This window comes from Siminovitchia sediminis (assembly GCF_042680885.1).
In the GTDB taxonomy this organism is placed as follows: Bacteria; Bacillota; Bacilli; order Bacillales; family Bacillaceae_C; genus Siminovitchia; species Siminovitchia sediminis.
In genome coordinates, this window is sequence record NZ_JBHUEO010000018.1 from 1 (window position 1) to 12,874 (window position 12,874).

General features: G+C 38.5%; 17 protein-coding genes and 1 pseudogene. 3 read left to right on the forward strand and 15 right to left on the reverse strand.

Annotation, left to right across the window (positions count from 1 at the left end; all coding sequences use genetic code 11):
• Positions 1-114 precede the first annotated feature (114 nt).
• From istA (ACFSCZ_RS07970) to ACFSCZ_RS08020, 11 genes and pseudogenes are all read right to left on the reverse strand, one after another.
• Positions 115-897, reverse strand: a pseudogene (istA, locus tag ACFSCZ_RS07970) (IS21 family transposase); the annotation flags it as partial.
• A gap of 149 nt (positions 898-1,046) precedes the next feature.
• Complete coding sequence (locus tag ACFSCZ_RS07975) at positions 1,047-1,292, reverse strand: hypothetical protein (protein WP_380773339.1); 246 nt, start codon at positions 1,290-1,292, stop codon at positions 1,047-1,049.
• A gap of 4 nt (positions 1,293-1,296) precedes the next feature.
• Positions 1,297-2,043 (reverse strand): IS21-like element helper ATPase IstB, encoded by a 747-nt coding sequence (gene istB, locus ACFSCZ_RS07980; RefSeq protein ID WP_380773341.1) that lies wholly within the window; start codon positions 2,041-2,043, stop codon positions 1,297-1,299.
• Entirely contained in the window at positions 2,040-3,590 is a 1,551-nt protein-coding gene (istA, locus tag ACFSCZ_RS07985; protein WP_380773342.1) for an IS21 family transposase, read from the reverse strand. Before istA (ACFSCZ_RS07985) ends, istB begins: the two co-directional genes overlap by 4 nt.
• Before the next feature lie 205 nt (positions 3,591-3,795).
• Positions 3,796-4,656 (reverse strand): DUF421 domain-containing protein, encoded by an 861-nt coding sequence (locus tag ACFSCZ_RS07990; protein WP_380773343.1) that lies wholly within the window; start codon positions 4,654-4,656, stop codon positions 3,796-3,798.
• Positions 4,657-4,686: 30 nt separating this feature from the next.
• Positions 4,687-4,893: a DUF1657 domain-containing protein gene (locus tag ACFSCZ_RS07995; RefSeq protein WP_380773344.1), complete on the reverse strand. Its 207-nt coding sequence runs from the start codon at positions 4,891-4,893 to the stop codon at positions 4,687-4,689.
• A gap of 11 nt (positions 4,894-4,904) precedes the next feature.
• Positions 4,905-5,255 carry a stage V sporulation protein AE gene (spoVAE, locus tag ACFSCZ_RS08000; RefSeq protein ID WP_380773346.1) on the reverse strand — a complete coding sequence of 117 codons (351 nt, stop codon included), beginning with the start codon at positions 5,253-5,255 and terminating at the stop codon, positions 4,905-4,907.
• Positions 5,256-5,260: 5 nt separating this feature from the next.
• On the reverse strand, positions 5,261-6,271 hold the full coding sequence (gene spoVAD, locus ACFSCZ_RS08005; RefSeq protein WP_380773347.1) for a stage V sporulation protein AD: 1,011 nt from the start codon (positions 6,269-6,271) through the stop codon (positions 5,261-5,263).
• Positions 6,271-6,750 carry a stage V sporulation protein AC gene (gene spoVAC / locus ACFSCZ_RS08010; RefSeq protein ID WP_380773349.1) on the reverse strand — a complete coding sequence of 160 codons (480 nt, stop codon included), beginning with the start codon at positions 6,748-6,750 and terminating at the stop codon, positions 6,271-6,273. The genes spoVAD and spoVAC overlap by 1 nt, the downstream gene beginning before the upstream one ends.
• An 18-nt stretch (positions 6,751-6,768) precedes the next feature.
• The gene (locus tag ACFSCZ_RS08015) at positions 6,769-7,224 is read right to left on the reverse strand and encodes a YhcN/YlaJ family sporulation lipoprotein (protein ID WP_380773350.1); all 456 of its coding nucleotides are present in this window, start codon (positions 7,222-7,224) and stop codon (positions 6,769-6,771) included.
• 77 nt (positions 7,225-7,301) lie between these two features.
• Positions 7,302-7,508 (reverse strand): DUF1657 domain-containing protein, encoded by a 207-nt coding sequence (locus ACFSCZ_RS08020; protein WP_380773351.1) that lies wholly within the window; start codon positions 7,506-7,508, stop codon positions 7,302-7,304.
• A gap of 831 nt (positions 7,509-8,339) precedes the next feature.
• Here ACFSCZ_RS08020 and ACFSCZ_RS08025 point away from each other — a divergent pair.
• A complete protein-coding gene (locus ACFSCZ_RS08025; protein WP_380773352.1) occupies positions 8,340-8,489 on the forward strand; it encodes a DUF1657 domain-containing protein in 150 nt (49 codons plus the stop codon).
• 180 nt (positions 8,490-8,669) lie between these two features.
• On the opposite strand, the gene ACFSCZ_RS08030 is transcribed toward ACFSCZ_RS08025, so the two are convergent.
• Together ACFSCZ_RS08030 and ACFSCZ_RS08035 are read right to left on the reverse strand one after the other, a co-directional pair.
• A complete protein-coding gene (locus ACFSCZ_RS08030) occupies positions 8,670-9,245 on the reverse strand; it encodes a YitT family protein (RefSeq protein ID WP_380773354.1) in 576 nt (191 codons plus the stop codon).
• Positions 9,246-9,544: 299 nt separating this feature from the next.
• The gene (locus ACFSCZ_RS08035) at positions 9,545-9,709 is read right to left on the reverse strand and encodes a hypothetical protein (RefSeq protein ID WP_380773355.1); all 165 of its coding nucleotides are present in this window, start codon (positions 9,707-9,709) and stop codon (positions 9,545-9,547) included.
• A gap of 236 nt (positions 9,710-9,945) precedes the next feature.
• Here ACFSCZ_RS08035 and ACFSCZ_RS08040 point away from each other — a divergent pair, with 236 nt between their 5' ends.
• Positions 9,946-10,536: a DUF2238 domain-containing protein gene (locus tag ACFSCZ_RS08040; protein ID WP_380773356.1), complete on the forward strand. Its 591-nt coding sequence runs from the start codon at positions 9,946-9,948 to the stop codon at positions 10,534-10,536.
• Positions 10,451-11,008 (forward strand): DUF4256 domain-containing protein, encoded by a 558-nt coding sequence (locus ACFSCZ_RS08045; protein WP_380773383.1) that lies wholly within the window; start codon positions 10,451-10,453, stop codon positions 11,006-11,008. The genes ACFSCZ_RS08040 and ACFSCZ_RS08045 overlap by 86 nt, the downstream gene beginning before the upstream one ends.
• Before the next feature lie 371 nt (positions 11,009-11,379).
• Here ACFSCZ_RS08045 and ACFSCZ_RS08050 read toward each other — a convergent pair whose 3' ends face one another.
• The gene (locus tag ACFSCZ_RS08050; protein WP_380773357.1) at positions 11,380-11,817 is read right to left on the reverse strand and encodes a hypothetical protein; all 438 of its coding nucleotides are present in this window, start codon (positions 11,815-11,817) and stop codon (positions 11,380-11,382) included.
• 226 nt (positions 11,818-12,043) lie between these two features.
• Positions 12,044-12,799 carry an SDR family NAD(P)-dependent oxidoreductase gene (locus ACFSCZ_RS08055; RefSeq protein ID WP_380773358.1) on the reverse strand — a complete coding sequence of 252 codons (756 nt, stop codon included), beginning with the start codon at positions 12,797-12,799 and terminating at the stop codon, positions 12,044-12,046.
• Positions 12,800-12,874: the final 75 nt, after the last annotated feature.

Sequence of the window (12,874 nt, forward strand, 5' to 3'; positions counted from 1 at the left end):
ATTGAGCTGGTTAAGAAGTTTCAATAAATAACACCAGATAAAATGTAAAGTAAATCTAAACAAAATGCCGATTTGGCAATTGAAAAAAGGTTTACTTTACATTTTTTTTTACTATACATAACCCTTTGTTTTCGGACTCCCAGCTTTACAAGGCATGAGCTCAAATCCGCAGTCTTTCGCAAATTGGTCGAATCGCTCATTCACAATACCTTTGGAATATTCAGTTCTTGCCTCATCCATCACGGTTTTCATATTGTCTGTTACGATCGTTTTTGGCACTCCTCCGATGGCTTCAAAACTCTCCATCAGAAACGACATCAATACACTTTGGGACTTTGATATCGTTAAATGAAAGGTTCAAAATCGCGAATAAGACAGAAGGAAGACACCAACATTGACGTAAAGAATTTCTCCATCTTTTGTTACATATTTGATATTTTCTTTCCAATCGAATTGTGCCTGTTCCCCAGGGGGCGTTTCAAAGCGAACGGATGTCTGCGTCGTTTTTGTTCGCTTACCGTCGGTAAAGTACGCTTGGAACTCTGGTTTGCGAGAGATGTAAGCCCGAAACGCCGATTGTGAACAGTCCAAGCCATGATTATCTTTTAAATATTGCCAAAGAACCCGTTTGTAGTAAAAGACTTGCTTGGATTCGTGTGAAAGTAATAGTGAAATCACACCATAGTATTCGTCAATTTTAGACTTTCTCGACCGTTTCTTTTGCGGTGCATAGCCTTTAAGGTATTTATCAATTGTTCTACGATCGACATTCAATTCTCTTGCTAGTTTACTTTTGTTAATTTTCATGTGTAGATTCTCCATAAAAATTTTTAGTTTTGGCAAGTCTGAGAGACTGTTAATTTGAATATCTGTTGTTATATCCAATTCCATATGCATACTTTTCCACCTCGAAATAAGTATGCATGGAACTATCAAAACTGTACATTCTTATCCAATCACTTTTGTACATTATTAAATTAGCATTTCTAACCAAACATAAATCCCCCTCTATTCACTGTAGAATAGAGGGAGCCTTGAATTCCAAATTAGCTTTGGAAATACTCTATTATGATCTTTCTGGAACCTTCATGGATATCTTGTTCCGACCAATTGTGTGGGAGAGGTTCTTCCCCATATATCTCCAGAAGCCTTTCCTTCAATTCTGAGGGAAAAGGAACATATTGCTTGTTCCCACTCCAATAATAGTATTCTTCCATTTCAAATAGATCTTTTTTTGTTAATATAGTCATGAATTTTACCTCCCTGTTGGCTAGCCTCGTTAAATCATCCACTTCTCTAACTCTTTAACCCTAACTTTTCGCGCATCGAAACAGTTCCGTCAATAAAGATATCGTAAGAATTATGGATAACTCGATCTAATATAGCTTCTGCCAACGTGCCGTCTCCTAATTTCCCATACCAGCCTTTGATGTCGAATTGAGAACAGAAGATGTTTGACTTCTTGGCGGTATATCGCGCATTGATAATTTCTAATAATAATGCTGCTTCTTCTTTTGAAATCTCAAATAATAGCCATTCATCAATGATCAGAAGATCAATCTTGGTTAGTTTTTTGAGCAGTTTTAAATAACTTCCATCCGCTTGATACTTGGCCACCTTGAACTCCTCTAAAAGGTCAGGAAGGCGTGTATATTGAACCTTATAATAAAGCCTGCAGGCCTGTACACCAAAAGCAGTGGCTAGCCAGGTCTTTCCTGCACCAGAAACGCCCTTGAAGACAATGTCTCGTCCGTCAAGGATGTAGTCACCTGTTGACAGCTTCATTAATAACCCCTTGTCTAGCTTACGATCGGAATCGTAAAGGATATCTTCAATAGCGGCTTGTTCAGGGAAATTTGCTTGTTTCAAAAGCCGGTTCAGTTTATTGCTTTTCCGTACACTTTCCTCATGGTCCAATAAGAGACCAAGCAATTCATCGAAGCTCATATCATTGAATGACGGATTCACAAACAATGTCTCATAAGATTCTGCCATCCCGGGTAATTTCAATGCTTTCATTTTGTCATAGTTTTGTTGGTTCATTTGTTATTTCCCCCATAGTAAGAAGCACCGCGTGTAAAGCCATATTTTTCATCGGTTGTCTTCGAATTAATTTCTGAAGCCTTTCGTTCATCCTCTTTGCGAATGGTCTTAATCATGGTTTGTACGCTTTTGACTGTCGGTCTGCTTGTCGCTTCTAATACCCTTTTGCACGCCTGTTCAATTTCATAGGGAGAATAGGTCCGCTCTAATTTTTTCAGCGTGAAAATGGAATTCAAGGCTTGTTTCTCAACCTCATAGTAATCAAGAATAAACGTCACTACCTGCAGGGTGGATTGCCCCATTTCTGTTGCCCATTTCATTGCTTCTTCAGGTGTTTGTTCCACATACAACCGATGATTAGCCGGCATGTGTTCTTTCAAGGTGGAGTGTTGCCCGAATTTACCATATAATGTTGGATGAGAGGCAACTCTCATGTGATGAAAGTATACTTCAATCACCGTTGGAGAAACTTTAATGTCTACTTCTTTTCCAATCAATTCAAAAGGGACAGAATAAAACATACTGTTCACGTTAATGTGGTAGTCAGGACGGACTTCGAATTTGCGCCATTCCGAGAGTCTGTACGGCGTATCCGGAAGAGGAGAAAGGGCGAATTTCTCTTCTTCTAGGAATGCCGACCATCTTGAACCTGGACGATTTTGAAAGGGTCGGTGGTTCAATTCTTCCAACTTTTTAAAAATCTCTTTGTTCAGTTCCTCCAATGAAAAACATTTGACGTTTCTTAACGCTTGTATAATCCAAGTGGTAACGATGTTCACCGATCCTTCCACGCTGGCCTTGTCTTTAGGTGACAACACCCGTGCGGGCATAATGACCGTTTGATAATGGGCAGCCATTTCCGAGTAGGTCTTATTCAGAATAAGTTCTTTTGATGTATGTTTGGTAACACCTGTTTTTAAGTTATCAGGGACAAGTATCTGTGTCGTGCCTCCAATATACTCAAAAGCGTGTTGATGGAGACGAACCCAGGACGGTAGATCCATTTTGTAAGATCCTTCTACATAAAACAGTTGTGAACAAGGTAACGTAGCGATGAACACATATACTTTCCGCTTTTCTCCAGTATCCGGGTCAATAACTGACATCGTACTGCCTGCCCAATCCACTTCCAACAATTCGCCTGGTTTGCGCCGAATACGCAGTGTTGCTTTATACTTCATCGCGTATTCATGGTAATGCTCGGTGAATGTACGATAAGCATAAGGGATTTTACCTGCACTCTGTGCTTCCCTCACGTACTCATCATGTAAAAGCGTTAAGGTAATATTTGGTTTGGCTAACTCTTTATGCACCTTCTCAAAGTCCATTAAGTGCCTGCCGCTCATTTCTTGCTTCTTTTCGGGGTAAAGGAAATCCTCCAGCCACGGATCAGTCATTTCATCCCCAAAAGGTAGCGTAATTCCTTTCTTCTCCGCCAGTTGGATCACTTCTGTAATCTTTTGCCGGGAATGTTGGGTGATCATTGCGATGTTTCGCAATGATGTCTTTTCCTCATACAGCTCCAGGATTTTCCGATATGGAAACATATAAAAAACCTCCTGTATTCCTAGTGTCATGCCTAAGTTATTGAGGTTAGTCAATAGACATGCTTACTAAGTATACAGGAGGTTATTTGATTAATGGTAAACTGCTCCGCAAAGTGTGGTAAACCCCTCCGCAAACCTTGGTAAAAAGAACCGCAAAGGTGGTACAAATTCAATGCAATAATCACTTCAAATGATTTTTATAATTTCAAGCTCTTAAAATAGGGGTCACTTTATCAATAGCTTCTTGTAATTTTTCACTGTTTAACCTATACATTTGTTTGGCCTCCTTTGATTCAGTTGCAAGAGCAAAAAGTTCCAAATCAGCCTGACATTTTTTCATAGTTGAAAGAATTAAAGGTCTTTCTTGAGGGGATGCAACTTGCAATTTGTCATCAAAAAGGTCAACCGTTAATTCTCCAAAAGAATTAATTTGTCCAAAAAATACATTTTCAATTGTAACCCCTAATTTTTCTAACTCTGTATGCAACCATGCACGGCTTCGTCCAATTGTAGCTAGTGGTTCATCCATTATGACACCATCCATTATGACAGTCTGAGGTTCTTTTATGGAAGGAATGGATAAGTTTAAATCCTTTGCTGTTAAAGGTTGGTTCTCCTTTTTTAACATGACGGATAAATCTCCTGTTGCCTCTAGTACAGCAAATTCTACATCAGCCACTTGGAAAACATCTTTTTTTCGAAGTAATTCTAATAATTCATCCGTTGTGTATCGTTCCTTTTTTAAATTATCTTCCATGATTTTTCCATCTTTGATAAACACAGTTGCTTTCCCTTCTATAAAATTACGAAAACCTTTGCTTTTTAAGGCAATCAAACCAGCGATAAAGGGAATAGCAGCAAAGATGACTATTCCAATGACTCCGTGAAAAATATTCCGTTCAAGTCCCATAGCTACTTCTGCACCAATACTTCCAATTGAAATACCGGTGACATATTCAAAGAAAGATAGTTCAGAAATTTGCTTTTTCCCTAACCACTTTGTAATAAAAAATAAAACAACAACAAAGAATGCTGATCGTACAGCTATATCTAACCATTCAGGCACTGCTTGACACCCCCTGTAAATATAGTTTATCTAGAAACCCTTGTACTGAAGTTCCTCTCCTTCTAACTCGCCGACTCTTTTTTTTAAATCTTTTGTTACTTCGTGTACGACCATCATAGTCTCATGTAAAGTTCGCTTCGATTTATCATCAAGAGTCCGTAAGGCTAAGCTCGATAGACTTGCTTCTACCCCTTTTAGACTGGCAAAACACTGTTTAACATCTGAACCTACTGTCATCCAAATTCTCCTTATCCTTTTGGTTTAAAAATTAAAGCTCCTAACATGCCGAAAACAATGGCAGCTGAAATACCTGAACTAGTTACTTCAAACATTCCTGTCATCACACCAACTAACCCATGTTTTTCGGCTTCTTGCATCGCACCATGTACAAGAGAATTTCCAAAGCTGGTAATCGGAACGGTAGCCCCAGCCCCAGCAAAATCAATCAAGGGTTCATATAAACCCAACCCATCTAAAAGGGCACCAATCACTACAAGGGCACTTAAGGTATGTCCGGGAGTTAATTTAAATACATCAAACATAATTTGCCCAATGACACAAATCAAACCGCCTACAACAAAAGCCCAAAAATAGATCATATTTATTATTCACCTCCGTATTCAATCGACACTGCATGGGCAATACAAGGAATGGTTTCATTTTGCTGAAAGGACAATGGTGAGAGTAAAGCACCTGTAGCTACGACTAACATTTTTTTAAATTCTCCTTTTTTCAACCGGTTTAATAAATGACCATAAACGACCGTTGCTGAACAGCCTGCACCACTTGCTCCTGCTAGAACCGGTTGCCCCTCCCGATAAATCATAAGACCGCAATCTTGATATTGTTCTTCACTAATAGGAGTTCCATGCTTTTTAAATAGATCCATGGAAACTTCCTGTCCAATTTTTCCAAGATCTCCGGTTACAATTAAATCATAATAAGATGGCTCAACATTTCGTTCCTTTAAATGGGCTTCAATGGTATCAACCGCAGCTGGCGCCATAGCTCCTCCCATATTAAATGGATCGGTCAGACCCATGTCAATCACACGGCCTATTGTAGCAGAAGTGACTCGAGGTCCATCTCCGGAATCACTTAAAAGGGCCGCACCAGCACCAGTAACAGTCCATTGTGCCGTAGGAGGTTTTTGTCCACCATACTCAGTTGGATACCGAAATTGTTTTTCAACAGCTGTATCATGACTAGAAGCTCCTGTTAACAAATATTTAGCCCCATTCGTATTAACAATATAAGCACCTAGAGCCAATCCTTCCATAGAGGTTGAACAGGCACCGAACAACCCAAAATAAGGCGCTCCAATGGTTCTACTAGCAAAACTCGTAGGAGTTATCTGGTTAATCAGATCCCCTGCAAGGATAAATTGAACTTGATCCTTTTGGATTCCGCCTTTTTCCATTGCCTTTTGACAAGCTTCTTCAAAAAGGACTTTATGTGCTTTTTCATAGGAATCTTGTCCAAGCCATAAATCAGCATGAAGCGTATCAAAGTCATCTGGGATAGCCCCATTGGCTTCAAACGGTCCACCAATAGTTCCGGTAGAGATAATAACAGGCTTTTGTTCGAAAATCCATGTACGATGTCCAGCAAGCATTATAAACCACCCCATTGAATTAAAATAGTTTTGATGAGAGCAATGACAAAAGCAGAGAAAACACCAAATACAATAACGGACCCTGCTAATTTAAATATGTTACCGCCTACACCCAGTACAAATCCTTCGCTTCGATGTTCTATGGCAGGGGAAATAACCGCATTGCCAAAACCAGTTACGGGTACAGCTGTTCCAGCCCCCCCAAATTGGGCCATTCGATCATATACGCCAAAACCAGTAAGAAGCATTGTAATAAAAATTAGTGTACCCACCGTCGGATTTCCGGCTGTTTGCTCAGTAAAATCAAAATAATAAATGTAAAAGTCAGAAATACACTGACCGATCAGACAAATAAGCCCACCGGTTAAAAAGGCCTTTATGCAATTTTTAACAACCGGTCTTTTGATCTCTCGTTGTTTCTGCAATTTTTGGTATTCTTGTTGCATAGGAGTGAGCTGTTTCTTTTGATTGTTAGACATAATTTGGATCCTTCCCCTTTAAGTTTGTTCCTTCATAAGATTTTTCAGTTTGTTTAAATCCTTTTTTAAGTTCTTCTTATTCGTATCGTTTTTTTTCAGTCTCTGTTCTATTTTTTCAAGTTCCCAGAACATTTTTTTATCACTCGAAACAAATACTTTATGATCTGGATAGATTTTTTTTAAGTCAGATTTCACTGACTTCTCGATATTTTTTAATCGGAAACGGTTGAAATTTTCAACCTTTATCGCTACTAAAAGCTCATTATCTGTATTCACAGCCTTTACATCTGAAACTTCTTCCTTAGTAATAATCTTTTCTTTAGCATGATTGGCAACAGATTGATCAATTGGTTTACTTGTATGTACTTGTGAAACACTCAAATTATCTTTATTATCTAGTTGATTTTGATTTCCGTTACACCCTGAACCCAATCCGATAAGGATTAAAATGATAAATAATATTTTCACTTTCATGAAATCACCTCTATGTTTTACCAGTATTGGAATGCTAGAAAAGGTTGGCCTCTCAACCAACCTTTTCGCCATACTCATTATTGTTGTTTGTATTGAGGTTCTTCTTGTTCAATTTGTTGAACACGTGGTTCTACACTACTGATAACGGATTGGGTTTGTTTAGCGGCATCTTGGTAAAGTTGCTTGGCTTGTTGATTGTTCGTACTAAGAGCAAATGTTTCGAAGCTAGCTTGGGCGCTTTTTAATCCTGCTAAAGCTGTTTTAACGTCATTTATGACTGTCATGAATAACACCTCCCTCCTATGTTTTGACCTTTTTAGAGTGCTACATTAACTAATTTTTATTCATTTAATTTTATATGAAACGGAATATTTAAGGATTTAAATATGTAATATTTCACTGTTTTTGGTGAAAATACATTTTATAAGAAAGATATGAAGGGGAGAGGGAGTGAAAACTGAGAATTGAATAATTAAAAAATTGTTTAAAATACCTATGTTTTATCATGGTTACAGGGGGGGGGTAGCAAGCTTGTACGTTATTTTACAACCAAATACAAGGTATATTCCACCTTTATAAGCATGAACGGAAGGCTTTTTATTTGGGAAATAAAGTATGATTCAATATGTACTATTCATTTTGGTTAATAAAAAAATGGTGAATAATAAAAGCGAGGTTTAAGAAGTATGTATAAGGACTATAGAGAAATAATTTCAGGTACAAAATTGAGAGCGAGACATAAGGAACTAATAGATAGTTTAGAACAAAGTTTTACGAATCCTATTATACATAGAGAGATTCATGGCGAAAAAGTATACGTTCCCTTAGATTTAAGTAGGATTTGGGACAGGATACATTAATAAAAGCACCATTCATTTATATAGCTACTTCATTTAAAAATTGGTACTTATTACTTAATTCCCCCTGTACTATTCATAAATTCGTTTTTCAAAATAAGAAACGAATTTTTCTATTGGCTACCATAATATCCTTTTTTTAAAAATGAAAGCTGTACATACTTTGGAAATAACAAAAGCTGTAAATAGTTTATCCAATGGAGTTAGTATAGTTTCATGGACACCATTTAATTAAGTCCTTACAATTATTTTGAGAGGATGTGTCCGAATTGGAACGTAAACCTGCAGGCAGATTTAGAGCTGTTCACCCTGCAAACAGATTCCCAGCAGGCCAAAAAGATGTATGCGGTAAATGCGGAAAAGCTGGAAAAGCTGATCCAAAAATCAAAGCATCTACTAGTGAAATAGAAATACACCCGTTCTTTAGACGGGTGTTCTTTAGCATATGCTGATTTAAAACGGGGCAATCCGTCATTAATGTTGCTAGTATGTATTTTCTCGAAAATTGAATTATTATTTTTAGCTCTTGATTTCATTTTTTTATTCATCACTGTACACCACAGGAGGGATGGCAGGTTGAAAACTAATCTAATTTGATTGTTTCACCAGTATAGACGTTATGATGCCAACAATAAAAATGGAAAGACAGGAAAAGACAAAACTTTTAGCTCCTAATGTGCTAAATCCCGCGGATACGACAAATCCATCTATGATAAAAATAATAATCCCTACATTTAAAGAAGAAGCTTTAGATATAAATTGAGCTAATAAATCTGTTCCTCCCGTGCTTGTCTCATATCGAAGCATAAGTCCAATTCCTATACCGATAATTGTTCCTCCCAATATTGCACTAACCAAAATGGGAAGGAGAAATTGGGTTCGTAAGGGGGCCAGCCAGTCAATCAATAACGAGGAAGCAAGCATCCCTTGAAGGCTATTATAAAAGAACGTTCGTTCATAGAGCCAGGCATACAGGCAAAGAGGCATGCTTAGCACAAGCATACATAGCCCTGTCTGAAAACCAAAGTAATAATGAAGAATGAGCGCCAGCCCTATAAGTCCCCCGTCTAACAATTTATGAGGGACCAAAAAACCATTGATTCCTATACCTATCAATAAACTTCCGACGAGAATAACCCCTAGTCTTTGAAAGATAACGATCACCTTACTTTAGGCATTTTACTTCCTATCATATGTATAAGCCATACAGTTGAGAAGTGATCCAAGCAAGAATTCGCCTATATCGAAAACAAAATGTGTACGCCACTAGAAAAAGAACATTGCCTAGATAGGTACCCATCATTCAAAAATAGGCCATGACTTCCCTTCATGGTTTAGCAAGAATCGGAAATATACGAAAGGAAGGACGCTAATGGTAGAGTGAAAAGCTTTCCAATTAAAATCAATCTCCCCTATCTCTTTAATTAGATAAGGGAGAGTATAATCGATTGAATGATATTGAATTACCTGCCCCAAAGTCTTTTAGGATCTAACGACACATATTTTTCATCTCCATGAATCTGCCTATGTATGAGTGGATTTAAAAAGGGATCTGTTTTTTGTCTTTCTTCTTTATGATGTGCTCGTATGTTTTTTCCTACTACGTCTTTAAAAAACTGTAAACTCATTTTCCTTTACTCCTTTTTCTATTCATATTCTGGAGAGAAACTCCAACCTGTTTTTAGAATTGCCCATTTTACATGACAAGATACGAGATGAATTCCAACTATTGTTACAGCAAGCTTTCCTTCCTCCGTCCAGACATCAATAGTTGAACTTATCTCCTATTGCTCTGCATGGAAACAGTGGGCTTTTCAAAGACTATAAAGTAAATACTCATCTGTTAATAGGAGTGAGAAATGCAATGAGGTCAATCATACATTCATTTTTATTATTGATTGTGACTGCAGTTTTTATATGGTCACTTATCAAGCCAACAGGAGGCTATTTGTTATGGGCATTGGAAGTCGCTCCTGCCGTTGTTGGCCTAATCGCTGTACTAATTACATACAATAAATTTCGCCTTTCTACCCTTTCGTATGTCATTATCGCTATTCTGGCAATTCTGATGTTCGTCGGCGGCCATTACACCTACTCAAGGGTTCCTCTGTTTAATTGGATAAAAGATGTCTTTGATTTAAAGAGAAACCCATATGATCGATTTGGACATTTCATCAAAGGCTTGTTTGCCATAGTAGTAAGGGAAATATTACTACGGAAAACACCGTTAACAAAGGAAGCTTGGTTAGTTGCCATTGTTACTAGTATTTCACTTGCCATTGCAGCGTTGTATGAAATCATCGAATGGTTAGTTTCCACGATAGCAAAGGGAGGAAAAGCAGGTAAAAACTTTCTGGGGAGGCAAGGCGATCATATTGTTCTTATTACTTGTATCTTATTTTTGGACAAAAACTTTTTTGAAAGACCGTTTTGCGAAAAACATGGACCGCCATGAAGGCCTTGAATGGGATCAAGTTCAAGCAAGACTGGAAGAAAACCCCGAAAAGCTATGGTCCCTCAATGAAATGGAAAGAACCGGCGGCGAGCCGGACGTTGTAGGGCAAGATCAAAAAACGGGAGAATACATTTTTTATGATTGTTCAGCGGAGAGTCCCAAAGGACGCAGAAGTATTTGTTACGACCGCGAAGCGCTGGAGTCAAGAAAAAAACACAAACCCGAAAATAGCGCGATGGATATGGCAGCTGACATGGGCATTGAACTCTTAACAGAAGAACAATATCGAGCGTTGCAGAAGCTTGGTACCTTCGATCAAAAAACATCAAGCTGGGTACAGACGCCTGCCGATATTAGAGAACGCGGCGGTGCCCTGTTTTGCGACTATCGTTACGGGCATGTCTTTTTGTACCACAATGGAGCAGAATCCTACTATGCTGCCAGGGGGTTCCGCGGTTCGCTAAGGGTCTAAATTTGATAAAGGAAACTTAGATTCAAAAGCCTGATTTCTCTCAAAAAAAAAGGAGAAACCGGGCTTGCTTTATCTGGGTTGTAAAGTTGCCTGGATATTGTAAAACTTGCAGCGGCCACTGGAAAGAAACGTAATAGCAAAGCAGTTGCAGCAAGATATTACCGGCTTTGAAGCAGGCATCCCCTTTTTTAAAGGAATGGTTGCAATGTTTGGCTCCAGAGGCTAATGGGCATTGCTGCATCTAAGCCGAAAAAATTCACCGTTATGGAGCAACTAAGCTGGATAAGACAAGCAGATCTTCACCGGAACGATCAAGGAAAAAGGGACAATTTCCTCTGAATCATTACAAATCCTATGTTAAGTATCCCTCATTAAAGCCGCCGCCTGGATGTGATTTTGTCTTCCTTGGCAATGGCATTGTATTCCTTAAACTTGGCATCCCTTTTTTTCTTTAAGTAATTCTCATTAAGTACGATCACTTTCTCATTGTCAGTGACCTTATATTTTTGATAAACGGATTTATATTGTTTGGAGAGCCTATGCCCCAAAAGATACGTAGGCAGAATGATAAGCAGGAGAATGGCTGCGCTTTGGAAAAGCTTAAAGTCATTTTTCAATACATAGATGGTCATAACCGCATATGCCCCTCCAGACACCATTAAAATGATCAACAGATTGCATAGATGAAAGGCGGTCACATCCTTTTTCTCATGAAACATCTCCTCTAAATGATACTTAAAAAAAAGGGTCACAAAAACAGAAATCACAATGACGAAAAACGTAAAAACAAAGGTAATTCCAATAAGCATGCCTTCAGACCCTCACTCTTCATGTATAGTCAATTACCGGGTAACCAAGGCATCGTCCCGATGCCAAGACACCGAGCATTTGCAGCAGTTCTTCAGGAAAACGATCAGACTCCCCTATATCTTATCATACCAAACAAAATAAAGAGGCTTCTCACAGGCAATATAGCTTATGAGATGCCTCTAAATATATGATGATTTTAATTTGCTTATCCTTGGCGGTTAAGCTTTATAAAGCTCCCATACCACCGTCCACTCTATACTGGACTCCTGTAATGAATGAACTTTCATCTGAAGCAAGGAATAGAACCAAATTAGCGATATCGCTTGATTCCCCATAACGTCCTAAAGGAATGCTCTGTGCCAAAGTTTCTTGTTCGACATTCAAGCCTTCTTCCAAGGAACGCATCATTCTTGTGTTTACAGGAGACGGATGTATGGAGTTTACTCGTACATTCGCCTCGGCGGCTTCAATCGCTGCTGCTTTCGTCAATCCGACTACAGCATGTTTTGACGCAATATAAGGAGATACACCAGGACTGCCGTTTAATCCTGCTACAGAAGATGTATTGATCACACTGCCATGACCTTGTTTAGTCATAACGGGCAGAACATATTTCAAGCCCAAGAATACTCCGCGTACATTGACACTTATCACTTTATCAAAGTCTTCCACTTTTTGATCGACAAGAGGGGCTACTTTTCCTTCAATTCCGGCATTATTAAAGAACACATCGATCTTTCCAAAGTGTTCAACTGCTTTGTTCACATAATTTTCTACATCGGATTCTTTTGAAACATCCGCTTGGACTGTCAATACCTCACCTAATGAGTTGAGTTCTTCCTTAGCTTTTTGAAGAGATTCATCAACCAAGTCTACCAGAACAACTTGAGCACCTTCTTTTAGAAATCTCTCAGCTGTTACTTTACCAATGCCGCCTGCTCCGCCTGTAATTAATGCAACTTTTCCTGATAGTCTACCCATGGTGCATAACCTCCAAGATTTTATTTGAATTAAAATATACCGAATTTGAAATACTTCAATTCAGTGTAATTATAA

What these genes read in the sequence shown, in the direction of transcription:
- istB (WP_380773341.1), bottom strand. Translation starts at nt 2,043, where the DNA reads ATGAACCAACAAAACTATGACAAAATGAAAGCATTGAAATTACCCGGG.
- istA (WP_380773342.1), bottom strand. Translation starts at nt 3,590, where the DNA reads ATGTTTCCATATCGGAAAATCCTGGAGCTGTATGAGGAAAAGACATCA.
- ACFSCZ_RS07995 (WP_380773344.1), bottom strand. Translation starts at nt 4,893, where the DNA reads ATGACAGTAGGTTCAGATGTTAAACAGTGTTTTGCCAGTCTAAAAGGG.
- spoVAE (WP_380773346.1), bottom strand. Translation starts at nt 5,255, where the DNA reads ATGATCTATTTTTGGGCTTTTGTTGTAGGCGGTTTGATTTGTGTCATT.
- spoVAD (WP_380773347.1), bottom strand. Translation starts at nt 6,271, where the DNA reads ATGCTTGCTGGACATCGTACATGGATTTTCGAACAAAAGCCTGTTATT.
- spoVAC (WP_380773349.1), bottom strand. Translation starts at nt 6,750, where the DNA reads ATGTCTAACAATCAAAAGAAACAGCTCACTCCTATGCAACAAGAATAC.
- ACFSCZ_RS08015 (WP_380773350.1), bottom strand. Translation starts at nt 7,224, where the DNA reads ATGAAAGTGAAAATATTATTTATCATTTTAATCCTTATCGGATTGGGT.
- ACFSCZ_RS08020 (WP_380773351.1), bottom strand. Translation starts at nt 7,508, where the DNA reads ATGACAGTCATAAATGACGTTAAAACAGCTTTAGCAGGATTAAAAAGC.
- ACFSCZ_RS08025 (WP_380773352.1), top strand. Translation starts at nt 8,340, where the DNA reads ATGTGTCCGAATTGGAACGTAAACCTGCAGGCAGATTTAGAGCTGTTC.
- ACFSCZ_RS08035 (WP_380773355.1), bottom strand. Translation starts at nt 9,709, where the DNA reads ATGAGTTTACAGTTTTTTAAAGACGTAGTAGGAAAAAACATACGAGCA.
- ACFSCZ_RS08040 (WP_380773356.1), top strand. Translation starts at nt 9,946, where the DNA reads ATGAGGTCAATCATACATTCATTTTTATTATTGATTGTGACTGCAGTT.
- ACFSCZ_RS08050 (WP_380773357.1), bottom strand. Translation starts at nt 11,817, where the DNA reads ATGCTTATTGGAATTACCTTTGTTTTTACGTTTTTCGTCATTGTGATT.
- ACFSCZ_RS08055 (WP_380773358.1), bottom strand. Translation starts at nt 12,799, where the DNA reads ATGGGTAGACTATCAGGAAAAGTTGCATTAATTACAGGCGGAGCAGGC.